General features: G+C 74.4%; 23 protein-coding genes and 1 pseudogene. 14 read left to right on the top strand and 10 right to left on the bottom strand.

Annotation, left to right across the window (positions count from 1 at the left end; translation table 11 throughout):
* The first annotated feature begins 270 nt into the window (after positions 1 to 270).
* From ACZ51D_RS26805 to ACZ51D_RS26785, 5 genes are all read left to right on the top strand, one after another.
* Entirely contained in the window at positions 271 to 924 is a 654-nt protein-coding gene (locus ACZ51D_RS26805; RefSeq protein WP_465615178.1) for a GOLPH3/VPS74 family protein, read from the top strand.
* Positions 925 to 1,215: 291 nt separating this feature from the next.
* Entirely contained in the window at positions 1,216 to 1,641 is a 426-nt protein-coding gene (locus ACZ51D_RS26800) for a winged helix-turn-helix transcriptional regulator (RefSeq protein WP_465615176.1), read from the top strand.
* A gap of 389 nt (positions 1,642 to 2,030) precedes the next feature.
* Positions 2,031 to 2,591: a carboxymuconolactone decarboxylase family protein gene (locus ACZ51D_RS26795; protein WP_465663726.1), complete on the top strand. Its 561-nt coding sequence runs from the start codon at positions 2,031 to 2,033 to the stop codon at positions 2,589 to 2,591.
* 191 nt (positions 2,592 to 2,782) lie between these two features.
* Positions 2,783 to 3,076, top strand: coding sequence for a DUF1330 domain-containing protein (locus ACZ51D_RS26790; protein WP_465615172.1), 294 nt, complete (start codon positions 2,783 to 2,785; stop codon positions 3,074 to 3,076).
* A 394-nt stretch (positions 3,077 to 3,470) separates the two neighbouring features.
* A complete protein-coding gene (locus ACZ51D_RS26785; RefSeq protein WP_360497374.1) occupies positions 3,471 to 3,683 on the top strand; it encodes a cold-shock protein in 213 nt (70 codons plus the stop codon).
* A 34-nt stretch (positions 3,684 to 3,717) separates the two neighbouring features.
* Here the strand turns inward: ACZ51D_RS26785 and ACZ51D_RS26780 are convergent, their stop codons facing one another.
* The gene (locus ACZ51D_RS26780; RefSeq protein WP_465615170.1) at positions 3,718 to 3,966 is read right to left on the bottom strand and encodes a hypothetical protein; all 249 of its coding nucleotides are present in this window, start codon (positions 3,964 to 3,966) and stop codon (positions 3,718 to 3,720) included.
* Between the two features lie 441 nt (positions 3,967 to 4,407).
* Here ACZ51D_RS26780 and ACZ51D_RS26775 point away from each other — a divergent pair, with 441 nt between their 5' ends.
* Positions 4,408 to 4,677 carry a hypothetical protein gene (locus ACZ51D_RS26775; RefSeq protein ID WP_465615168.1) on the top strand — a complete coding sequence of 90 codons (270 nt, stop codon included), beginning with the start codon at positions 4,408 to 4,410 and terminating at the stop codon, positions 4,675 to 4,677.
* Positions 4,678 to 4,850: 173 nt separating this feature from the next.
* Here the strand turns inward: ACZ51D_RS26775 and ACZ51D_RS26770 are convergent, their stop codons facing one another.
* From ACZ51D_RS26770 to ACZ51D_RS26760, 3 genes are all read right to left on the bottom strand, one after another.
* Positions 4,851 to 5,591: a VC0807 family protein gene (locus ACZ51D_RS26770; protein ID WP_465615166.1), complete on the bottom strand. Its 741-nt coding sequence runs from the start codon at positions 5,589 to 5,591 to the stop codon at positions 4,851 to 4,853.
* A gap of 110 nt (positions 5,592 to 5,701) precedes the next feature.
* Positions 5,702 to 6,301: a TetR/AcrR family transcriptional regulator gene (locus tag ACZ51D_RS26765; RefSeq protein WP_360497380.1), complete on the bottom strand. Its 600-nt coding sequence runs from the start codon at positions 6,299 to 6,301 to the stop codon at positions 5,702 to 5,704.
* A gap of 214 nt (positions 6,302 to 6,515) precedes the next feature.
* Positions 6,516 to 7,448: an MBL fold metallo-hydrolase gene (locus ACZ51D_RS26760; protein ID WP_465663725.1), complete on the bottom strand. Its 933-nt coding sequence runs from the start codon at positions 7,446 to 7,448 to the stop codon at positions 6,516 to 6,518.
* Positions 7,449 to 7,601: 153 nt separating this feature from the next.
* Here ACZ51D_RS26760 and ACZ51D_RS26755 point away from each other — a divergent pair, with 153 nt between their 5' ends.
* Positions 7,602 to 8,579 (top strand): AraC family transcriptional regulator, encoded by a 978-nt coding sequence (locus tag ACZ51D_RS26755; protein WP_465663724.1) that lies wholly within the window; start codon positions 7,602 to 7,604, stop codon positions 8,577 to 8,579.
* 110 nt (positions 8,580 to 8,689) lie between these two features.
* Here ACZ51D_RS26755 and ACZ51D_RS26750 read toward each other — a convergent pair whose 3' ends face one another.
* Positions 8,690 to 9,100, bottom strand: a complete 411-nt coding sequence (locus tag ACZ51D_RS26750) for a PPOX class F420-dependent oxidoreductase (protein WP_465615160.1) — start codon at positions 9,098 to 9,100, stop codon at positions 8,690 to 8,692.
* Between the two features lie 129 nt (positions 9,101 to 9,229).
* Here ACZ51D_RS26750 and ACZ51D_RS26745 point away from each other — a divergent pair.
* A pseudogene (locus ACZ51D_RS26745) lies at positions 9,230 to 9,625 on the top strand (pyridoxamine 5'-phosphate oxidase family protein); the annotation flags it as partial.
* A gap of 81 nt (positions 9,626 to 9,706) precedes the next feature.
* Here ACZ51D_RS26745 and ACZ51D_RS26740 read toward each other — a convergent pair.
* Positions 9,707 to 11,899 (bottom strand): MMPL family transporter, encoded by a 2,193-nt coding sequence (locus ACZ51D_RS26740; protein WP_465615158.1) that lies wholly within the window; start codon positions 11,897 to 11,899, stop codon positions 9,707 to 9,709.
* A 351-nt stretch (positions 11,900 to 12,250) separates the two neighbouring features.
* On the opposite strand from ACZ51D_RS26740, the gene ACZ51D_RS26735 reads away from it, so the two are divergent.
* Together ACZ51D_RS26735 and ACZ51D_RS26730 are read left to right on the top strand one after the other, a co-directional pair.
* Positions 12,251 to 13,525, top strand: a complete 1,275-nt coding sequence (locus ACZ51D_RS26735) for a sensor histidine kinase (protein ID WP_465663723.1) — start codon at positions 12,251 to 12,253, stop codon at positions 13,523 to 13,525.
* Positions 13,522 to 14,244: a response regulator transcription factor gene (locus ACZ51D_RS26730; RefSeq protein WP_465663722.1), complete on the top strand. Its 723-nt coding sequence runs from the start codon at positions 13,522 to 13,524 to the stop codon at positions 14,242 to 14,244. The genes ACZ51D_RS26735 and ACZ51D_RS26730 overlap by 4 nt, the downstream gene beginning before the upstream one ends.
* Positions 14,245 to 14,370: 126 nt before the next feature.
* Here the strand turns inward: ACZ51D_RS26730 and ACZ51D_RS26725 are convergent, their stop codons facing one another.
* Positions 14,371 to 15,051, bottom strand: a complete 681-nt coding sequence (locus ACZ51D_RS26725; RefSeq protein WP_465663721.1) for a hypothetical protein — start codon at positions 15,049 to 15,051, stop codon at positions 14,371 to 14,373.
* Between the two features lie 393 nt (positions 15,052 to 15,444).
* Here ACZ51D_RS26725 and ACZ51D_RS26720 point away from each other — a divergent pair, with 393 nt between their 5' ends.
* Positions 15,445 to 15,828, top strand: coding sequence for a ribosomal protein L7/L12 (locus ACZ51D_RS26720; RefSeq protein ID WP_465615150.1), 384 nt, complete (start codon positions 15,445 to 15,447; stop codon positions 15,826 to 15,828).
* 112 nt (positions 15,829 to 15,940) lie between these two features.
* Here the strand turns inward: ACZ51D_RS26720 and ACZ51D_RS26715 are convergent, their stop codons facing one another.
* Positions 15,941 to 16,675, bottom strand: coding sequence for a hypothetical protein (locus ACZ51D_RS26715; RefSeq protein WP_465615148.1), 735 nt, complete (start codon positions 16,673 to 16,675; stop codon positions 15,941 to 15,943).
* 102 nt (positions 16,676 to 16,777) lie between these two features.
* Here ACZ51D_RS26715 and ACZ51D_RS26710 point away from each other — a divergent pair, with 102 nt between their 5' ends.
* Entirely contained in the window at positions 16,778 to 17,050 is a 273-nt protein-coding gene (locus ACZ51D_RS26710) for a hypothetical protein (protein ID WP_465615146.1), read from the top strand.
* Positions 17,051 to 17,142: 92 nt separating this feature from the next.
* On the opposite strand, the gene ACZ51D_RS26705 is transcribed toward ACZ51D_RS26710, so the two are convergent.
* Positions 17,143 to 18,072, bottom strand: a complete 930-nt coding sequence (locus ACZ51D_RS26705; protein ID WP_465615144.1) for an LLM class flavin-dependent oxidoreductase — start codon at positions 18,070 to 18,072, stop codon at positions 17,143 to 17,145.
* An 89-nt stretch (positions 18,073 to 18,161) separates the two neighbouring features.
* Between ACZ51D_RS26705 and ACZ51D_RS26700 the strand changes: the two genes are divergently transcribed.
* Positions 18,162 to 18,632, top strand: coding sequence for a MarR family winged helix-turn-helix transcriptional regulator (locus ACZ51D_RS26700; protein WP_465615142.1), 471 nt, complete (start codon positions 18,162 to 18,164; stop codon positions 18,630 to 18,632).
* A gap of 56 nt (positions 18,633 to 18,688) precedes the next feature.
* Here the strand turns inward: ACZ51D_RS26700 and ACZ51D_RS26695 are convergent, their stop codons facing one another.
* Entirely contained in the window at positions 18,689 to 19,720 is a 1,032-nt protein-coding gene (locus tag ACZ51D_RS26695) for a glycosyltransferase family 2 protein (RefSeq protein ID WP_360497411.1), read from the bottom strand.
* Positions 19,721 to 20,091: 371 nt separating this feature from the next.
* Here ACZ51D_RS26695 and ACZ51D_RS26690 point away from each other — a divergent pair, with 371 nt between their 5' ends.
* Positions 20,092 to 21,729, top strand: a complete 1,638-nt coding sequence (locus ACZ51D_RS26690) for an FAD-dependent monooxygenase (RefSeq protein ID WP_465663720.1) — start codon at positions 20,092 to 20,094, stop codon at positions 21,727 to 21,729.
* The last annotated feature ends 64 nt before the right edge of the window (positions 21,730 to 21,793 follow it).

Below are 21,793 nucleotides of genomic sequence, written 5' to 3'. Positions count from 1 at the left end.
TAAGCGTCTCCCCCGCACCCATCTCGACACACCCGCCCGACACACTCGCCCGACGCACTTGCCCGACACACTCGCCCGACACACGCTCGACCAAGATCCGCAGGATCCTAGCGGACGGCGGCCGGGAGCACCCCGCCCCACCTGCACTCTTGGGCGCGGGGCCCGCACGCGTCCCCGGTGCGGCGGCCGGCCGGATGCTCCTTCGGGCGGAGGGCGGGTCCGTCCTCGGGGCCGATGGCGGGCGGGCCGGCGCGCCGTATCGTCGGTGCCATGAGCCGAGGACTGCATCTGGACGCCTACCTGCTGGCCTTCGACACCCGGGCCCAGTCCCTGCAGGACCGCACCCGCGCCGGGTTCCTGCTGCGCGCGGCCGCCCTGGCCGAGCTCGCCCACCGGGGCGCCGTCGCCGAGGACGGGGCGGGCCGGGTGCGGGTCGTCTCCGGCGCCGCCACCGGGGACCCCGTCCTGGACGCGCTGCTCGCCGAGGTGGGCGAGCAGCCGCGCAGCTGGAAGTCGTGGATCCGGCGGGGCCGTGAGGACACCCTGGAGGCCGTCGAGGAGCGGCTCGCGGTGCTCGGCGTGGTGACCATGGCGGACCGCGACCCCTACGGCCCGGTCGTGCCGCAGCGGACGGTGGCGATGGACGACCCGCGCGAAGCCCTGGACCTCCAGGTGCGGGTGGCCGAGCTGGTCCGCGGCGGCGCCCCGGTCGCCGGGGCGCCGTTCACCGACGCGGTCCTCGCGGCGCTGGCCGCCCACGGGCACCTGCGGCTGGTGCTGTCCCGGCACGACCGCCGGGCCCACGCCGGGCGGATCGCCGCGCTCACCGAGCGGCTCGCCGACGAGGCCCCGCACCTGGCCGGGGCGGTCGGCGGGCTGGGCCTGACCATGATTGCCGCCCAGGGCGGAATGGGCGGCGGCTGACCGCACCCCCGGCGCCCTCTCCTTCGCGGTGATGCGGGTGTTCCGGGACGAGGACGGCCTGGCCGCGCGGACCCTGGCCGACCGACCGTCGGGCGTGGTGCTGCGCCCCGACCATTCCCCGACGGGTCACTGCGTCTTGTCCTGGGCGGATCCCGCGGACCAGGAGCTTCTGTGGTTCCCGAGCAGTCCAGGCGGAGCCACGACGTCCCCTTCGTTTCGTTTTCCGAAGCAATCTCCGATGGTAGCGTTTCGGAATCCGAAGCATCAATCTTGGAGGCTGGACTCCACGCCATGCCAACCCCCAAACCCGGCAAGCCAGTTCGTGGTTCGACCACCGGTCGCCCCCTCATGGCCGCACTCGACCTGTTCGGACGGCGGTGGAGCCTGCGCATCCTTTGGGAGCTGCGCGGGGGGCCCCTCGGGTTCCGCCCCCTGCAGAAGCAGTGCGACGACATGTCCTCCAGCGTGATGCGGCAGCGCCTGACCGAACTGCTGGATGCCCACGTGGTTCACCAACTACCCGACAGCCGGTACGAGCTCACTCCACTGGGGCGGGATGCCTGCCTCGCACTCGGCCCCCTCGCCCAGTGGTCGGAGCGCTGGGCGGCGATGCTCGACCCGCAACCGGCGCACCGCAACAGCGAGCGGCCCGCCGACGGCATCTCGCGTCCCGACGCCGTGGGCGACGGGACGCTCGAGAGGGGTCCTGCCGGCTGACGCCCGCCCGGCCCGGGCTGACGGCGCACCCGGAACCTCCGCCCGGCACCCAGGTCCTCGCCACGCCGGGTGAGGTGACAGGCGTCGCCGTGCAGAGTGGGCACGCGGGCGCCGGTCGGCTCGCCCGGCCGGGTGCCGAGCACGCTCGATGACATGCGTTCACAACGGCACTGCAACTCCTGGAAGCCTGCCGGGGCTTGGCTCGATTCCCACCGGATGCGCAGCGTCCGGCGCCGCCCGAGCAGATCGAGTGCAGCCATGACCGGGCGCCCTGAATCGGACCCTCGTACCGGTGAACCCGGCCGAGGCGTTCCGGCTTCCGCACCTCCTCCTTGCGCTTCGGGTTTCGAAGCACCATAGTGATTCGAAAACCGAAGCAGGAGGTGCTCGTGCCGCGCATCGAACCGCTCACCCCGCCCTATCCCGCGCCCGTCGACCAGGCACTGCGCCGATGGATGCCTCCCGGCGTGACACACGAGCCACTCACACTGTTCCGGGTACTGCACCGCAACCCGGAACTGGCCTCACGCATGTTCGCCCTGGGGTCCGGCCTGCTGGGCCACGGACTTCTTCCCGCCATCGACCGCGAGATCATCATCGCCCGAGTAACCGCACGCACCGGCTGCGCCTACGAATGGGGGGCACACGCCGCGACCCTCGCCCAGCAGGCCGGACTGAGCCAGGAACAACTCCGGGCCACCACCGCCATCGACGTCGCAGCCACCACCGCGTGGCTGCCTCGTCATGCGGCACTGCTCAACGCCGTCGACGAACTGCACGACACCGCACAGCTCTCACAACCCGCCTGGGATTCCCTGGCCGTCCACTACGAAGACGCCCAACTCCTGGAGTTCCTCGTGCTGGCCGGCTGGTACCGAACCATCAGCTACCTGGCCAACGGGCTCCTCCTGGAGGAAGAGCCCTGGGGCGCCCCGTTCCCGGCGCAGTGAGCCCTTTCCAAACGAGGTTGCAGGCAGGGCTCCATCGCCAACCGATACATCGTCTTGTCTCAACGGCCCACCACAATCAGCCAGTCCCTTGCGAACCGCCCTCGGAAATGCCCGGTGATCCGTCGCCGGGGCCGATCAATCCGAGTGTCGACTCGAAGCCTGGCACGCTTGTCCGAACACAGGAGGTTTCCATGGCCAAGGGCTACTGGGTCAGCGTCTACCGCACCATTTCCGACCCCGAGAAGCTGGCCGCCTACAACAAGCTGGCCGGTCCGGCCGTCCAGGCCGGAGGCGGGCGGGTGCTCGCCCGTGGCGGCCGGGTCCTCGCCCACGACGCCGGAATCGCCGAGCGCACCATCCTGGTCGAGTTCGACACCTTTGAACAGGCGGTCGCGGCACGCGAGAGCGCGGCGTACCAGGAGGCGCTGGTCACTCTTTCCGACGCCGTCGAGCGCGACTTCCGCATCATCGAAGGCGTCGACTGACCGCCGCACTGACGTTCAGGCCGGCCTGGCGGCCCCGCCGGCCTCGTCGGCAGAACTCACGCTCACCCGAAGCGAACCGCGAACCGCGAACCGGTACTCGTACGACAGATCGGTCCAGCGAGCCAACGGATCTGATGCCCAGCGGCACGTCCGGCATCCGTCTGCCGTGTGACCCGTCGGGGCTACTTTCATGTTTTCCCGACGGGCGCACGACCGCGGGCCGATCGCCGTGGGCACCCGTGAGTCGGCGCCGCGCCGATGTGCCGCGCCGGTCCGCCCGCGGCCCCGGCGGCGCGTGATCGGCGCCAGGACGCGCATGACTTTTGGCACCCGTTCCCTCACCGAACGTGAAAGGATCGCGGTCGGCAATGGTTCGTATCGGCTAGGGGAAGACATGGCGGAGCGTCAGAACGGCACGGTCAAGTGGTTCAACGACGAGAAGGGGTACGGGTTCATCACCCCGGAGTCCGGGCCCGACCTGTTCGTTCACTTCCGTGCGATCGAGGGGGGCGGCTTCAAGTCCCTGGTGGAGGGTCAGAAGGTCACCTTCGAGGCCGTCCAGGGCCAGAAGGGGATGCAGGCCGACAAGGTCCAGGTCGTGCAGTAGGCGCCTGCTCCGAGCGGGCGGTCGCGGCCGTGTCCTATGCACGGGCGCCCGCGGCTTCGACCGCCCGCCGGCGGGTCACGCGCCCGGCCGCCGCCGCGGTGACCACGGTGACGAGGGCGCACAGCGCGGCGGTCCCGCCGATCCGCGCCCACGGGAGCACCGTCGACGCGCGGGCCGCGAGCCTGCCCGGCGAAGCGTGCTGGGTCACCGCGGCCAGGACGGTCGCCACGGCGGCGAGGACGGTGCCGACGACCACCGCGCCGGCTGCCTCGGCCGCGGCCACCCCTCACGATCCGGCCGCACCTCGCACCGGCCGGGCCGAGCAGGGCGAACTCCCGCCGCGTCGGCGCCGGCCGACGTTAGGGCCGCGGGCGACGTCGATGCCTCCGGGCCGGCCCCGATCTCGACTCCGAGGAACCCTGACCCGCCCGCGACCGCCGGTGCCGGCGCCGCAGTCCCGGCGCCGCGGTCCCGGCGTCCAGTCCCGTCGTTTTCCCGGGTACGTGGAAGGGCCCACGCGTCTGCTCCGCCCGACTGATCCGCGGGAGGCGCCCGTCGGATCCGCATTCCCGCAGGTCGGCTCGGTGTTTCTGACGAGCTGTAAGGTCCGGTCGGACGGCGGCAGCGCTTGCGGGGGGGGGGGTCGCGCGCATGGCTGTCTGAAGTCGTGGCGGGCCGATCGGCGCCGCCCCTTTCAACGTGAACTCCGTGGAGGAGATTTCCCATGCGTGCTTTCAAGCGTGTTCTGGCCGTCGCCGCTCTCACCACACCGCTCGTCATCGGCTGCGCCGGTCTGGCCTCGGCCCATGAGGGCCTGAGCGCGGACTTCGGCAAGGGCGGGTTCATCGCGAACCAGAACGGCGCCGGCGTCGGCGCTGTCGAATCCGCCGTCTCCCCCGACGGGATCTCGCACGCCGCCTTCTGGATCTGGGCCGACGACAACGGCGTCTCCGGCTCGTTCACGGGTTCGGGCGCCAGCTGGAACAACGGCTGACGAAACCCGCGCCGCCGGCGGTCCGAGACCGTTCACCGCCCGGCCGGACAGGCTCGGGCGGACGGCGGGCGGACGGCGGACGGCGACGCGCGGACCCCGAAGGGATCGATCCGCGCGCCGCCCCGGCCCTCGCCCCAGCCCCCGCCGACGGCTTGCCGTCGGACCTCCTGCCGTCAGACCTTCAGGCCGTGGCGGTTGACGTACCAGAAGTGGAAGCCGAACAGCCCGCCCAGCACCGCCACCCACTGCAGCGAGTTCACCAGCGGCACCAGGTCCACCGGCAGGGTGCAGGCCAGCGTCACCCGGATCCCGGCGTCCACGGCGAACCCCAGGCCCCAGACCGCGGTGAGCGTGCGCAGATGACGGCGGAAGACCGCGTCGTGGTCCCAGTTCCCCGCCCACTCCTCGGCGCCCGCCTCACCGAGCTTGGCGGCGACGATCGAACGCGCCGCGGTCAGCATGAACGGACGCCGCGTCGCCAGGGTGCCCAGCACCCAGAGCCCGAGCACCCCGAACACCCAGCTGTCGCGCACCAGCAGCACCCGGGGGCTGCCGCTGACCATCGACATCAGCGTGCCGACCACGATCATCAGCAGCGTGAAGACCGGCATCACCTCCACCCGGCGGCTGCGCACCATCCCGAGCACCAGCCACGGCACCAGCAGCAGGCCACTGATCAGCAGCGCCGCCCACTGGCTGAACCCCACGCCGTGCAGCACGTAGAACCCGCCGAGCGGCAGCGCCAGTTCGAAGACCAGCGACTTGGCCAGCGCCCGCTTGGCGGCACGGCCCCGCCGGTCCGCGCCCGGCGCGGCGCCCTGCCCGTCGGTTCCCTGCTGGTCGGTTCCCTGCTGGTCGGTCCCCTGGTCGGCCTGCTTGTTCACGATCTCCCCCATCACACTCGACCTTCCCATGGCTGTCTCTCCCCTGTCCTGCTGCGACCTGTCGAGCCCGCTGTTCCCGCTGTTCCCGCTGTTCCGGCTTCTCCGGTTTCTCCGGCTGTCCGGCCGTTCCGGCTGTTCCGCTACGGTTCGGCGCGGGTGGCCCGGTCGAAGATGTCCGCCAGCTCGCGGCCGGCCTCGGCGACGTCGAAGTCCGGATCCCCCACCCAGCGCAGCACCACGGCGTCGATCGACCCGCGCAGCGCGACGAGCATCAGCCGGGGGTCGAACTCCCGGAACTCGCCCGCCTCCTGGGCCGCGCGGATCACCTGCTCCTGGCCCTCCATCGTCAGCTGCTGGGAGGCCCGGTAGTCCGCCGCGGTGGGATCGTCCCCGCCGAGGTTGGGCAGCACCTCGATCAGCGCCTTCAGGTGCCGGGGCCAGAGCGCGAGCAGCTCGACGCTGGACTCGATGTACGCCCGCAGCCGGGCACGCGCCCCCTCGGCCGCGCCGATCCTGGGTGCCATGAACCCCGTGGACACCCGGGTCACCTCGGCGACGACCTCGTGCATCAGGTCGTCCTTACCCGCGAAGTGGTACGAGATCATCCCGGTGCTGCTCAGCCCGGCCTGCTTCGCGATCCGGCTGAACGACGCCTTCGCGTAGCCCAGTTCGGCGACCACGTCGATGGCGGCCTGCACGATCTGCGCCCGGCGCCCCGATTCGGTGAACGTCCGCCCCATCCCCACGCCTCCTTGCCCGTGCAAGCTGATTCTTGCTTGCCTGAGCAAGACTGTAGAGCAATTTGCTCGCCTGAGCAAGAACTTGCGCAGGCGAGCAAAGGGACGTGCGGATGAGCGGGAAGAGGTGCCGGGCGGAAGGTGCCGGGCGGGCGCGCGCGGGGCGCCGCGGCCGGGGTCGGGGCGGGCGCGCGGGGGCCCGCGGCCGCCCGGCCCGTCAGCGCACCCAGTCGGCCGCGAAACCCGCGCCCGCCCGGCTGACCCTCACCGCTCCCGCCCCCGCGAAGTGCGCCGGGATGACCAACTCCCGCTCCGCTGCGGCCCGCTCCAGGATCCGCAGCCGGCTGGCCGCCGCCTGCGCCGGGTCGAGGCAGAAGCAGCTGCTGCACGAGGGGTGTGCCAGCTGGACCGGTGAGTGCATCAAGTCCCCCACGAACACCGCCCGTTCGCCGCCGGACTCGACGCGCAGCACGGACGAGCCGGGCGTGTGCCCCGGCGCCTCCTCCAGCACCAGCGCCGAGTCGATGCGCAGCGACCCCAACCACTCCACGGCCTGCCCGGCCGCCAGCACCGGCGCCACGCTGTCCTCGAACACCAGGTCCCACTCCGCCCACCGCGCCGGGTCCGCCGCGCCGCCGCTGCGGGCCGGGTGCCCGGCGGCCGGGTCGAAGAATTCCCGGTCGGCCGCCGGCAGAAAGTACTGCGCGTTCGGGAACGTCGGGGCCCAACTTCCGTCCTGCTCGGTCGTGTTCCACCCCACGTGGTCGGCGTGCAGGTGGGTGTTCACCACCACGTCCACCTCCTCCGGCCGCACCCCCGCCGCCGCCAGCAGCTCCGGGAAGCGCCCCTCGCGCCGGTGGAACATCGGCGTCGCCGGGCGCTCGCGCCCGTTGCCCACCCCCGTGTCCACCAGCACCGTCCGGCCGCCGCTGCGCACCACCCAGGTCTGCAGCGCGCCAAGGTAGGCGCCGGAGGCCGGGTCGTAGTGCTCGGGTGCCAGGGCGGCGTCGCTGTCTGCGGCGGCGACCCAGGCCGGCTCGCCGAGGTCGGGCACGATCGCCGCCGCCGGCGCGAACGGCCCCTGGAACTCCAGCACCCGGATGATCTCCACGTCCCCCAGTACGATCCGCTCCACGGTTCGGCCCTCCATCTGTTGATCCGTCGGTTCGCTGTCTGCTCGTCGAGCCTAGGAAGCCCGGGTGAGCCGCTCAATGCGCTGATGGCTCGCTCCGATACGCGAACGGCTCATCCTCGGTGCCCGGCGGTCGCGTTCCGGGGACGGCGCCACGGCTACGATGGCCGGGTGGACGTGGTCAGTGACGCGATCGCCGCCGTACGGGCGGGCCGGCCCGCCTCCAACCGGCTGCGGGTGGCGGGGCGTTGGGGTGTCCGGGTCCCCTCCTACGCGGGCGCGGGCTTCCACGTGGTGCTGGCCGGCGACTGCTGGCTGCTCGCCGACGGCGGCGAGCCGCTGCGGCTGGGGCCCGGCGACGCGGTGCTGCTGCCGCACGGCAGCGGACACGCCCTGTCCGACGAGGAGTTGACGGCCGCCGGGGCGGCGCGCCTGCCGGAGCTGGACTCCCTGCTCGGCCCGCACCGGCGCCCGGGCGGCGCGCCCGCGCCGGAGGCCGCACCCGCCGCGAACGTCCCGGACGTCCCGGACGTCCCGGACGTCCCCGGTGCGGCCGACCTGCTGTGCGGCAAGTACCGCCTCGACCACGGGCTCGGGCACCCCCTGATGCGCGAGCTGCCCGAGGTCGTCCACCTGCCCACCCGCACCGGCGAACACCCCGAACTACGGTCCGCCGTCGAGCTGTTGAGCACCGAGCTGACCACCGCCCGGCCCGGCGGCGAGCTCGCCGTACCCGGCCTGATCGACCTGCTGCTGGTCTACCTGGTGCGGGCCTGGACCACCCGGCGCGGCGCCGACGGCTGGGGCGCGGCACTGACGGACCCGGTGGTGGCGGCCGCGCTCGCCGCCGTCCACGAGGACCCGGCCCACCCGTGGACGGCCCAAGCCCTGGCCGCCCGCGCCGGCGTCTCGCGCGCCACCCTCACCCGCCGCTTCACCACGCTCACCGGCCGCCCGCCGATGGCCTACCTCACCTGGTGGCGGATGACCCGGGCCGCAGGCCTGCTGCGCGACACCGCCGACCCGCTGGAGGCCGTCGCCCGCAAGGTCGGCTACGCCAGCCCCTACGCGCTCTCGCACGCCTTCACCCGCCAGTTCGGCACCACCCCCGGCCGCTACCGCACCACCCGCACCGCCCTCGTCGCCTGATCCCGCGCCGCCCCCGCGAACGGCGGGAGCCCGGTGCCCGCGCGGCGGGGGTGGACGGGGCGCGGCGCGCGGCGCGCGGGCGGCCCGGTGACGGCCGGTCAGGCGGCCGGTCAGGCCGCTGCGGTGCCGACCGCCTTCGTGGGGGTGATCCGGACGACGACGCGGAGGACCTCCTCCGGCAGGTCGAGGTACTCCTGGCCGGCGCCCGGGCCCTCGTACTGTTCGGCGAGGGCGACCGCGACGGCGCGGCCGGTGTCCTCGGCGACGGTGGCGAGGCCGCGTATCTCGACGTAGCGCAGCGGGTTGGCGGGGTCGTAGACGGTGAGGCTGGCGCGGGGGTCGCGGCGCAGGTTGCGTTCCTTGCGGCGCCCGGCGGCGGTCGAGACGAGCACGTCGTCCCCGTCGCGGCCGACCCAGACCACCGAGGTCTGCGGGCTTCCGTCCGGGTTGAGGGTCGCGAGGACGGCGGGAATCGGCGCGTCGAGCAGTGCGCGGACGGCATCGTTCAGTGTGGTGGTCATCCGGGCGAGGCTAGCGTCGTCCGGCCTTGCGCGCAGCCGGGTTCGGCCGCCTCGGGTTCGCCGTCCGGGTTCGCCGTCCGTGGTGCTTTCCGCGGTGAGCACGGAGGCGGGCAGGAGAGAGTGTGAGGCCGGCTCGCCGGGGACGTGGACCTGTGGCTCGCCAGCGCCTCGCCGGACGGCGTCCCGTACCTGGTGCCGCTGTCTTTCGACTGGGACGGCGAGGCCCTGCTGGTGGCCACCCCCGCGAACAGTCCGACCGGCCGCAACCTGGCCGCGGGCCGTACCGCCCGGCTGACCCTGGGCCACACCCGCGACGTCACCGTGGTCGACGGCGAGGTGGAGGTCCTCGCGATCGACGCGCTGCCCGGCCCGGGGGGCGACCGGTTCGCCGCGCGCACCGGCTTCGACCCGCGCGAACTCGCCACCCCCTACCGCTGGTTCCGCATCACCCCGCGCCGCGTCCAGGCGTGGCGCGAGGCGGACGAGCTGGCCGGTCGGGAGCTGATGCGCGGCGGCCGCTGGCTGGTGTGGCGGGCGGTCGGTCGAGCGGGCGCGAGCCGGGGGCGGTCCCGCCCCCGGCTCATCGGTCAGCGCCCCACTCGCCGGTCAGGGCACCGGGACGCGGTCCGGCTCCGGGGCCGGCTCGGCCCGGTGGTGGTGGCGGGCCGGGCGGACGGGCCACCAGAGGGCGCGGCCGAGCAGAGCGGCGAGGGCCGGCACCAGGACCAGGGACAGGACGGCGGCGGAGAGCAGGATGCCGAGCGTCAACGCGAAGGCGACCTGCTCGCTGCCCGGGGTCGCGGCGAGGGTGGCGAAGGAGCCGGCCAGGACCAGGCCGGCCGTGGCGATGGTGGGCGTGGTGTGCCGCACGGCGCGGGCGACGGCGGTGCGGGGCGGGCCGGGGCGGTGCATCTCCTCGCGGATCCGGTCGGTGATGAGGATGTTGTAGTCGGTGCCCAGCGCCACGACGAACAGGAACAGCACCAGCGGGAGGGTGAAGCTGACGCCCGGTTCGCCCAGCCCGTGCTGGAACAGCAGGGTCGCGGCGCCGAGGGTGGCGGCGAAGCCGAGCCCGACGGAGAGCATCAGGACCACCGGGGCGAGCAGGCTGCGCAGGAGCAGCAGCAGGATCAGGGCGATCAGGGCGGCCGCGACCGGGAAGACGACCGCCAGGTCGTGGTCGACGGCGGTGGAGATGTCGGCGAAGATCGCCGCCGTGCCGCCCACGTGGGCGCTGGTCCCGGGGGGTGTGTGGGCGGCGACCGTGGCGCGGACCGGGCCGGCGGCCAGGTCGCGGGCGCGCCCGCTCCGCGGGTCGGCGGTCAGGTAGAGGTCGATCCGGGCGGCGCGCCGGTCCCCGTTGAGGACGGTCCCGCCCACCTTGCCGACGCCGTCGACCTGGGTGAGGGCGCGGGAGAGGCCGTCGAGCCGGCCGGGGTCGAGGGTGGTGCCGTCCGTGGTGACGACGTAGACGCTCGTCGGGTCGGAGACGCCGGCCGGCAGGGTGCGGGAGATCTCGGCGGCGGTGGCGGCGGCCGGGGTCTCCTCGCCGGCGCCGCCCAGGCCGTAGTCCATCCGGATCCCGGTCATCCCGGCGGCCAGCGCGCCGAGCAGGGCGACGGCGGCGAGCAGCATCGGCAGCGGCCGCCGGGCGACGAGCGCGCCGAAGCGGGCGGCGAAGCCCTCGCCCGGCTGCCGGCGCAGGCTGCGCGAGGGCCAGAACATGCCGCGTCCGCAGGCGGCGAGCAGGGCGGGCATCAGGGTGAGGCTGCCCAGCAGCATGACCAGGACGGCGACGGCGATGGCCGGGCCGAGCGAGCGGAACTGGCCGAAGCTGGCCACGCCGAGGGTGGCGAAGGCGGCCACGATGGTCAGCGCGGCCGAGGTGATCGCGGTGCCCACCCGGGCGGTCACCTGGGCGGCGGCCTCGCGGGCGGGCTGCTCGGGCCGGGCCCGCAGGTGCTCGCGGAAGCGGAAGAGCAGGAACAGCAGGTAGTCGATGCCGATGCCGAGCAGGACCACGGAGACCAGCCCCGGGGTGGAGGCGTCGAGCTTGAGGCCGGTCAGCGTCGCGACGCCGGCCACGGCTCCGCCGGCCACGCCGCCGATCATGGCGACGGCGAGCAGCGGCAGCAGGGCCGCCGCCACGCTGCGGAACACCAGCACGTTGAGCAGGACGATCAGCCCCATGAGGAGCGCGCTGCCGATCGTCGCGGCGGTGCGGTGGGAGTCGGCGGTGTCCGCGGCGTCGGCCAGTCCCCCGGTGAACCCGGTGCGCATCCCGGCCTCGGCGAGCTGGGCCCGGGTGGCGTCCCGGAAGGTCCGGTAGACGCCCTGGACGCCCTCGTCTGCGGCGTTGCCGGTCAGTTCGACGGCGAGCAGTTCGAAGCTCCGGTCGGGTGCCACCATGGCCGGGGCGACCCGGGGGGTCTGGGAGTGGTCGGGGACGAGGAAGGCCGGCTGGTCGTCCTTCCTGGGCATGACGACCCGGCGCTGGGCGAGCTTCGCCGCCTCGGCCTCGATCCGCTGCTGGTCGGCGGCGCCGAGCGCCTTGCCGTCGGTCCTGGCGACCAGCACGGTGACCGTGGTGGCGTCGGGCCTCATCCCGAAGTTCTCCTCGGCGATCCGCAGCGCGGCGGCCGAGTCGTAGCTCTTGGGCAGGAAGTCCCCGGTCTGGGACTGGGTGACGCGGGCGAGCAGCATCGGGCTCAGCCCGGCCAGGGCGATTCCCAGCACCACCCAGAGGGTGATCACCCTCCACGGGTTCCTGGTGGAGTATCCGGTCAGTGCGCGGATCACGATTTCCTCCGGCGGTGGACGCGAGCGTCCGCAAGGTCAGTCTCGGCTCCGGGGGTTCCCGGCCGGGTTCCAGACCATCACCCGGGGTGGGGTGCGGACGTCCTTGCGACGGACGATCCGCACCGGGGCCCCAGCTCCTCGGCCGGGCCAGGACCCGGGAGCGTGGTCCTGGTCCGCGCTGTCGTGATCGGCCGTGGGGACCATGCCGGGGCGGGGTGGGCCGATGCCACAATGGCGGTCATCGGCCCTGATCAGGGCTGATGAGGGACCGGCCTCGGCGTCGGGACCGGTGGCGGTATCGGGTATCGGGTGTCGGAGGCGCGGCGGAGGCCGGGCACGGAGGGGGAACGGATGGGCGGGCGTCAGCGCCCCGCCGCGGATGCGGCACACGGGGCGGGCCGGAGCCCGGGGCCCGGCGGCGTGGTGGACCCGCCACCGGACGCCGACAGCGCGCCGTGGACCCACACCGATGCGCTGGTGGCCGTCGGCGCCTGCACGCTCGACCTGCTCAACTACCTGCTCTTCAGCGAGTTGGACGGGGTGCGCAGGGTGAGCGCCCCGGGCCTGCTCCTCATCGCGCTGTCGGCCCTGCCGCTGCTCGTCCGGCGCCGCCACCCGGTGCCGGCGCTCGCCGCGGTCCTGGCCATCGAGGCCGCGCTCGACCTGTCCGCACCGGCGAGCACCCACTTCGGCGCCGTCCTGATCGTCGGCCTGTACTCGGTCGCCCGGGCCCGCACCGGCCTGGCGACGGCCGCCGCCGCGGCGGCGACGACGGTGCTGACCGTTCTGAGCCAGAGCCACCTGCGCGTCCCGTCCTGGCAGGCGCTCGCCGCCACCCCATGCTCCTGCCTGCTCGTGGCCGGCGCCGGCCTCGCCGTGTCGCGCTGGCAGCGGGAGGTGACGGCCAACCGCAAGCTGCTGGCCGACCAAGCGGTGGCCGACGAACGCCGCCGCATCGCCAGGGAGTTGCACGACATCGTGGCGCACCACATCACCACCATGCAGCTGATGGCCGGCGGCGCCCGGGCCAACCTCGCCCACCCGGAGGTGGTCCGGGACGCCCTGGTCACCCTGGAGTCCTCCGGGCGGCTGGCCCTGCGGGAGATGCGCCAGCTTCTGGACGTCCTGCGGGCCGGCGACGAGCCGGACACCGCCCCGCCGTCGCCCCAGCCCGGGGCGGAGGACCTCGGCCGGCTGGTGGACGAGTCCCGCGTGGCCGGCCTGCCGACCGACTTCAGCGTCCACGGGCCCCCGCGCCCGCTGCCGCCCACCGTCGGCCTGACGGTGTTCCGGATCGTCCAGGAGAGCCTCACCAACGCCCGCAAGTACGCCGGGCCCGCCCGCGCGACCGTACGCCTGACGTACGGTCCGGACCGGGTCACCGTCGAGGTGCGCGACGACGGGGGAACGGGCGACGGCGACACCACGCCCCGGGCAGTGGCGCCGACCGGCGGCCGCAGCGGGTACGGCCTGATCGGCATGCGCGAGCGCGTCGCCCTGCACGGCGGCACCCTGCGGACCGGCCCGCAGCCCGAGGGCGGCTTCGCCGTACTGGCCGACCTGCCACTGGCCCCGGACGAGACGGCCGACGCGGCCGTCCAGCACGGAACGGCGGCGGCCCGGTGAGCGCGGCGGCACCGGGCATCCGGGTCCTCATCGCCGACGACCAGCCGCTGGTGCGGCGCGGCCTGTCACTGATCCTCTCCCCCGACCCGTCCTTCGAGGTGGTGGGCGAGGCCGAGGACGGGGAGCAGGCCGTCGCCGCCGCCCGCCTGCTGCGCCCCGACGTCGTGGTGATGGACATCCGGATGCCCGTGCTGGACGGGGTCGGCGCGACCCGGGAGCTGGCCCGCACGCTGCCCTCCTGCCGGGTCCTCGCCCTCAGCACCTTCGACATGGACGAGTACGTGGTGGCCGCGCTGCGCGCCGGCGCCCACGGGTTCCTGCCCAAGGACGTCTCGCCGGAGGAGCTGGGCGCGGCGATCCGCACCGTCCACACCGGCGAGGCGGTGGTCGCCCCGCGCCTGCTCACCCGGCTGATCTCCACCTACGTCCGGGCCCCGCTCGGCTCCCCGCCGCCGGTCACCGACACGGGCGCGCTGACACCCCGGGAGGTCGAGGTGTGGCGGCTGATGGCCACCGGCCTCGACAACACCGAGATCGCCCGGGCCCTGGACATCAGCCTGTCGACGGTGAAGAACTACATCACCAGCATCTTCGGCAAGCTCGACGTCCGGGACCGCGCCCAGGCGGTCATCGCGGCCTACGAGTCCGGCCTGGTCACCGCCCATACGGGAGACGTGCGGGGGGCCGCGGGTAGCGGGGGCGCAGAATGGCCTGGCTGAGGAAGTCCACCGCGCGGTCCGCCGGCGACCACGCGGATCTCACCTCCTTCGCCTGCACCGCCGTGCGCTGCCGGCACGGGCTCCTCGTCTGGTCCGCCTGAGCACCTCGCCGCCGGGCGGGCCCGACTACCGGCCGCCGGCCGTCTTCGGGGCCTCCAGTTCGGTGTGGTGGACGGTGAAGCCGCCCCGCAGGACGGGGGCGAACGGGGCCGGGGCCATGCAGGTGCCCACCACCGGCTGGTAGGGCTTCCCGTCGGCGTCCACGTCCATGTTGGCTATGCCCCAGGAGAACCCGAGTCGGCCGTCGTCGTGGCCGCTGCCCTGGTAGATGCTCAGGCCGATCCGCTGGCCGACGTTGCCGACGTCCGACGTGGTGACGACGGCGGTCAGCGTGGCGACCGGGCCGCCGGTGGTCAGGCAGTCCACCTCGGCCTCGGCGCTGTAGACCTTCCCGGTGTCGGCCGTGCGGTGGGAGAAGCGGACGGTGCCCCGGGCGTCGGTGGGCAGGCCGTCGGCCACCTGGGTGCCCGGGAAGCGGTGGGTGTACGGGGCCGCCTGGGCGTTGACGGTGAACCAGATCTCGTCGGCCGGGGCGAAGGCGTACGAGATCCGGGCCGTGCCGCTGACGCTCGCCGGGCGCGCGGCCCGTCCGTCCTGGTGAGCGGGCGGGTTGGTGGCGGTGGCGGAGGCCGGGGCGACGCCCGTGAGCGCCGCCAGGGCCAGCCCGGCAGCGGCGGCGCCCCGGGCGGCACGGGTGACGCGGGTGATGCGGGTGCCGACGCGGGCGCGGATACGAATGCGGAACATGGTGGACTTCCCTCCCCCTGGCAGCCCCGGTGGCCGCCGTCTCGATGCCCCCAAGCCTGGCCGCCGCACCCCCTCGCGGACATGTGCCGATCGGCATAAAAGTCCCGCTCTTCCCGCCCTTCTGCCCTGCCGATCGGCAGGGCAGAACACCCGGGGCGGACGCTCGTACGACCGGTGCGGCCCGTCCGCCTTCCGGCGGGAGGTGCGCAGGAAGTCGGACGGGCCGACTTCCTGCGCGGGTTCGGCGGGCCCTACGCGCGGGAGTCGGCGCCGGCGGCGCGGCGGTAGGTGGTCACGTGGACGCCCGTCTTGCCGCGAAAACCCGTGGCCGACGGTCCGCCAGGAAGCTTGACTGGCGGCGGGCACCGGCGCCGACCCGACGAGGAGGGATCCATGGAGGACCCGGACTTCACCGTCCTGCTGACCGGTCCCTCCCCCGGCGGCGCGGAAGCACTCAAGGCGGTCCACGCGGTCACCGGGCTGGGCCTGTGGCGCAGTCAGCAGCTGCTGGACGGCGCGCCCACCACCGTCGCGTCGGGCGTCCCGTACGACCTCGCGGCCCCCGCGGCGCAACGGCTGCGCGAGGCCGGGGTACCGGCCGTCATCCGGTGCGGCTGGTGCCGGCGCACCCTGCCCGACGACGACTCCCCCGTCGAGCCCGGCCCGTGCGCGTCTCCGTACTGGCCCGCCGCCCATTGCCAGGCCAACTCCCTGACCAGCTGCGACTGCGGCTTCTGCGTCGAATACGGCCCTCTGCCCGGCCACGCCGGCCGCTGAAGCCGCTGAAGCCTGAAGCAGAGGCAGCCTGCGGCCACAGGGCCCCGGCCCGACGGCCGGGTTCGCGGCCCGCGACGCAACCGGCTGCCATCCACCTCACGTACGGCGCCGGTCAGCGGCCTCGCCACCACCGTCGGCGTGGGGCCTCCGCCGGCGGCGCGCTGTCGGGGGTCGGACCGGCAGGGGTCGGGCCGGAGGGGGGCGGGCCATCGAGAGCCGGGCCGGCGGGGGTCGGGCCGGGGAATGGGGGCAGGGTCCGGAAGCTGTCGTCGAGGACGGTGCTCGCGCCGACCCGGGTGAGCGTTTCCCGGACGAGGGTCAGCGGGTGTGTCGGGAAGTGGGCGTCCCATTCCTGGAGGTCGGCGACGTGGTACGGCAGCGGGCCGCGCAGGTCGGGGTCGTAGGGGTGGGGGCGGACGAAGGCGTCGAAGCCGACCCGGTCGGCCACCACCGCTTCGCGCATGCCGCTGACCGGGCCTTCGGCGGCCTGCACCTTCAGCACCACGCTGCACCGGTCGCGCGGCACCGTCCACGCCCCGACGAACACCTGCCCGCGGCCGGCCGCCTTGGGGATCTTGACGAGCTGCCACAGGCCGGGCACCCCGCCCAGCTCGCGCACCTGCGCCTCGATCAGCGCGGCCCCGCTCTGCGCGGTGTTGCGGGCCAGTTCGCGCAGCAGTCGCTCGCCCGCGTCGAGCGGGGCCACCAGGTCCGGCACGAGCGCGAAGTCGTGGACGGACAGGACCACCCCTCGCGCGTCGTCCCACACCCGGTTCGTGCCCCCGGCGCCGCCCTCGTCCGCGCGTGGGACGAAACCGGCCAAGTCCAAGCTGATGATCGCACTCATGGCGGTCATCATCCCGCCCCGGGCCACCCGGGGCACCTCCCTTGCCCCGCCGGGCGACGGCCGTGGTGATCGTCACCGGTCCGCACCCGCGAGAATGGACGGGTGACCGACAGTCAGCTCCCCCGAGGCATCACCGCCCTGATCCCCAGTGCCCCCGCCCCGGCCACGCCCGGTGAACGGGCGGCCTCGCAGCTCCTCCACCTGCGGACCGCGGAGGTACCCCTCCCGCTCCTGGCCGCGGCCGCGGAGCTGATCGCCCCGCAGCTGGAGAGCGCGGACCCGGTCACCCGCGAGGCCGCCGCCGACGTCCGCGCCCGCCTGCTCGCCACGCTCGACGGCGCCGGGCCGCGCGCCGTCCGGCCGGGCACCGGCTGAGGCGGGCACCGGCTGAGGCGGGAGGCCGTGCGGGCCGGGGGCGGGGTCGGTCACGCCCCCGCGCTGCGCGGCCGACGCCCCGCTCCCCCGGGTCAGCCGTTGCGCAGCGGCCGGATGATCTCGTCGACCAGCCACCGGGCCACGCCCGGCGGGTAGGGGCTGCGCAGGCTGAGCACGAGGTGGGTGAAGCCGGCGGCGGTCAACTCGGCGAGGGCGGCCCGGTCCTGGGCCGGGTCGTCGTAGGAGACGATGTACTGGACGGAGCGCGTGATCGTGCGCGGGTCGCGGCCGATCGCGGCGCAGTGGGCGTCGAGGACGCGGCTGCGTTCGCGCAGGTGGTCGACGGTGTTGTGGGGCGGGCCGGGGATGTTCCAGATGTCGGCCTGTTCGGCCGCCAGGCGCAGCAGGCGCGTTCCCCAGCCGCCGATGAGGATCGGTGGGCCCGGGCGCTGGACGGGCTTGGGGTGGTTGCGGTTCCCGTGGAGGGAGGTGTAGCGCCCGTCGAAGTCGAAGACGTCCTGGGTCCACATGCCGCGCAGCACGGTGAGGGTTTCGGCGAGCCGGTCGATGCCTTCGCGGGGCGGGACGAGGTTCAGGCCGTATCCGGCGTACTCCGCGGCGGCGGGGTTCTCCCCCGCGATGCCGCCGGCTCCGGGCGGTTGGTGGGTGCCGCCGACGCCGAGGCCCATGACGAGGCGTCCGTGCGAGATGACGTCCACGGTGGTGGCCATCTTGCCGAGGAGGGCGGGGTGGCGCAGGCGGTTGCTGGTCACCAGGAGGCCGAGGCGCAGTCGGCGGGTCGAGGCGGCGAGGGCGCTGAGGAGGGTCCAGCCTTCCAGGACGTCACTGTCCTTGGGGCCGGCGATGGGCATGAGGTGGTCCCATAACCAGGCGTCGGCGATGTCGGGGAGGTCGTCGGCTTCCTGCCAGACGCGGAGGATGTCGGTGTAGGGGACGCGCATGGGGGTGGTCTTGAGGCCGAAGGTGATCGGCTGCGCGGGTGGTGCGGTCGACGGCGTCATAATCGTCAGCCTAATTGATCGTCAGCCATGCTGACCATCAATGGGGCTGAGATACTCTCGCGGATATGTCAACGGATATGTCAAGCGATGTGGACTCCGGGCCCCTGTCGGCCCGCCTCGGCTACCTGCTCAAGCACACCCACCTGCGGTACGCCGAGGCGTCGGCCCGGGCGCTGGCGCCGCTCGGCCTCGACGGCCGTGAACTGGCGGTCCTCGCCGTCCTGGGGGCGGAGGTGCCGCTCTCCCAGCAGGACGCGGCCGGCCTCCTCGGCGTCGACCGCACGACGATGGTCGCCCTCGTCGACGCCCTGGAGGCCAAGCGCCTCGCCGAGCGCACCCGCAGCCCCGAGGACCGCCGCAAGAACGTCGTGCGGCTCACCCCGCAGGGACGGGAGCTGCTGGTACGGGCCGAGCGCGTCCACGTCGAGGCCGAGGCGCGCTTCCTCGCGCCGCTGGCCCCGGCCGAGGCGGACCTGTTCCTGCGCACCCTGCGCACCCTCGGCGCCGGGCCGGAGGCGGACGGCGGCGAGGCGGACGGCGGCGGAGCGGACGGCCGGTAGCACCGCGCGGCACGGCGGCCATAGCCGTCGCCGTCGCCGTGGCCGCGCCCCCGGCCTCAGGTGCGGGCGGCGGCCTGGCGGGTGCGGCGGGCGAGGCGGTGCAGGCGCTGGACGGCGACGAAGCGGTGCATCCGGTCGGCCAGCGTCAGGCGGTACTTGAGCCGCAGCTGGCTGTTGAGCCCGGCCAGCCGCTCGGGGCCGATGGCCCGCAGCAGCCGGCTGACGTGCTGCTGGTAGGCCTCGCGGTAGGCGCGGTCGCCGTCCGGGACGGACCAGAAGAACATCGGGATCTCTTCGACCAGGCAGTTGTGGTCGTAGGCGCGCAGGTGCTCGGTGAAGGCCGGTTCGGGGCGGGCGAGCAGCCATTCCCGGACCAGTTCCATCGAGCGGACCCGGTCGACGAGGCCGCGCGGGTCGGTCTTCTTCTGGGTGATGGACAGGTCGCCGTCCTCGCGCACCCGCCAGTGGTAGATCGGTTCGGCGAGCACGTCGACCCGCTTGGCGAGGAAGTGGTGGGGCACGCTGACCGGGGCGTCCTCGTACAGGATGCCCTCGGGGTACAGGATGCCCGCGGCGTCGAAGAAGGAACGCCGGTAGACCTTGTTCCATGCGGTGCGGTCGGTGACCAGGGCGGGCAGTTCGCTGACGTGGGTGCCCAGCCGGCTCTCGCGGAAGGCGCGGCGGTGGCCGTGCGAGGGGGTGAGGCCGGTGGTGCGCAGGCGCAGCGCGTTGCCGGTGACGAAGTCGGATCCGCTCTCGTCCAGCGTGCGGATCATCAGCTGGTACGCGTGCGGGGGCAGGGTGTCGTCACTGTCGACGAAGGTCAGGTACTCGGTGCCGGGGGTGAGGTGGCGCCAGCCGGTGTTGCGGGCGGCGCCGAGGCCCTTGTTCTCCTGCCGGACCAGCCGGAAGCGCGGGTCCCGGTCGGCGTAGGCCTTGGCGATGGCGGGGCCGTCGTCGGTCGAGCCGTCGTCGACCAGGACGCATTCGAAGTCCTCGAAGGTCTGGGCCGCGATCGAGTCGAGGCACTCCTGGAGGTAGCGCTCGACGTTGTAGATCGGGACGACGACGGACAGGCGGGGGGCCATCACGCGGCCTTTCGCTCAGAAGCGGACGGGGCCGGACGGCCCGGGCGGGTACGCACCGCCGACGGCCGATCACCGGCAGTGGCCCGAATGTAGGGATTGTACAAGGCCGCTGGTCGAACGATGAGTGGAGTCCAGGGTGCGGATCGGTGGAGCAGCCGTGTCCGGCGTTCACTGTTCGCCGACGCCCGGTACTCGTACGGAGGACCCCGCCCACCGGGCCCGGACACGGGACCTGGACACCGGACCTGGACACCGAGGCCCCCGGCGGGCCCGGCCGAGGCGTCCGCCGGCCCCGCCGGGCGGAACACCAGGGCGGAGGGCAGCCTGGGGATACGGCGGCACCGCCGGTGCCGGGCAGCCGAGGAGCGCGCGTGGACGACACCGACGTACTGGTCGTGGGGGCCGGACCGGTGGGCCTGACCGCCGCCGCCGAGTTGTGCCGCCGCGGCGTGCGGTGCCGGATCGTCGACCGGCTGGACGCCCCGCAGCCCTACGCCAAGGCGGTGGGGATCCAGCCCCGCACCCTGGAGGTCTGGGACGCGATGGGGCTGGTGCGCCGCGTCCTGGACGAGGCGGTGCCCCTGCTCGGCCAACTCGCCTTCGTCGACGGCGCTCCCGGCCCGCGCATCGACCTCGACCTGCCCGCCGACGTGCCGTACCGCTTCGCGGCACTGCCCCAGGACGCCACCGAGCGGCTGCTCGCCGAGCACCTGGCCGGCTACGGCGCCGTCGTCGAGCGCGGCACCGAGGTGCTCGGCCTGCGGCAGGACGACGACGGCGTGCACGCCGCCCTGGCCACCCCCCGGGGGCCGCGCGAGCTGTCCGCGCGCTTCGTCGTGGGTTGCGACGGCGCCCACAGCACGGTGCGCCACGCCGCCGGGATCGGCTTCGGCGGCGACGCCTTCCCCGAGCAGTTCATGCTCGGCGACGTCGAACTCGACTGGGACCTGCCGCCCGGCTACGCCGTGCGCGCCACCCGCGCCGCCGCCGACGGCACCGCCGCGGACGTACTGGTGTGCGTCCCGCTGCCCGGTCGGCGCCGCTACCGGGTGTCCATGACCGTCCCGCCCGAACTCGCCACCGCCGCCGACCCCGTGCGCGGGGTCGCGCACGGGCTGGAGGGCGGCCACGCCCCCGAACTGCGGCACATCCAGCAGGGCTTGGACCGGCTGGCGCCGCGCCCCGTCACCGCCTCCGCGCTGCGCTGGTCCTCGGTCTTCCGGATCAGCCACCGCCTCGCCGACCGCTACCGCAGTGGCCGCCTGCTGCTGGCGGGCGACGCCGCCCACATCCACCCGCCCACCGGCGCCCAGGGCATGAACACCGGCATCCAGGACGCCTGGAACCTCGCCCTCACCGTCCGCGGTGCCGCCGCCGACACCCTGCTCGACAGCTACCACGCCGAACGCCACCCCGTCGGCCGGGAGGTCGTCGCCCGTACGGTGCGCCACGCCCGCGCGGGCTTCGACGCCGACCCCGAGGACCCCGCCACCCCGCTGCTGCGCGAGGCCCAGCTCCTGGTCGGCTACCGCGACGGACCGCTGACCGAGCCCGCCCCGGGCACCCGCCCCGCCCCCGGCGACCGCGCCCCCGACTGCCCCGGCCTCACCCGCCCCCTGACCGCCTACCCGCAGCGCCTGCACGAGCTGCTGCGCGGCACCCACCACATCCTGCTGCTGTCCGCGGGCCCCGCCACCGACACGCGGACCCTGCGCGCCTGCGCGGCCGCCGCCCACGCCGCCGCCCACGGCCTGCTCGACGTGTACGCCGTCCTCGCCCCGGACTCCCCCAGCGCCCCCGCGTCCCCCACGGCCTCGTCCCCCGCCGCCCCGGACGGCCTGCGCCTGCCCGTCGTCCGCGACACCGGCGCCGCCTTCCACGCCGCCTACCGGCCCGGCGACGGCGAGGCCGTCCTCATCCGCCCCGACGGCTACCTCGCCGCCCGCCTGCCCGCCGCCGACCCGGCCCGTCTGGTGGCCCACCTGCGTCGCACCTTCGCCCCGGCCTGACCGCCCGGCCTGCGCCGAGGGCTTCCCGGGCGTGCCCTGCGGCGGGCGGGCGGCTGCCTAGAGT

The organism is Kitasatospora sp. NPDC033851 (genome assembly GCF_055576085.1).
This window is presented reverse-complemented; position numbering and strand designations above follow the sequence as displayed.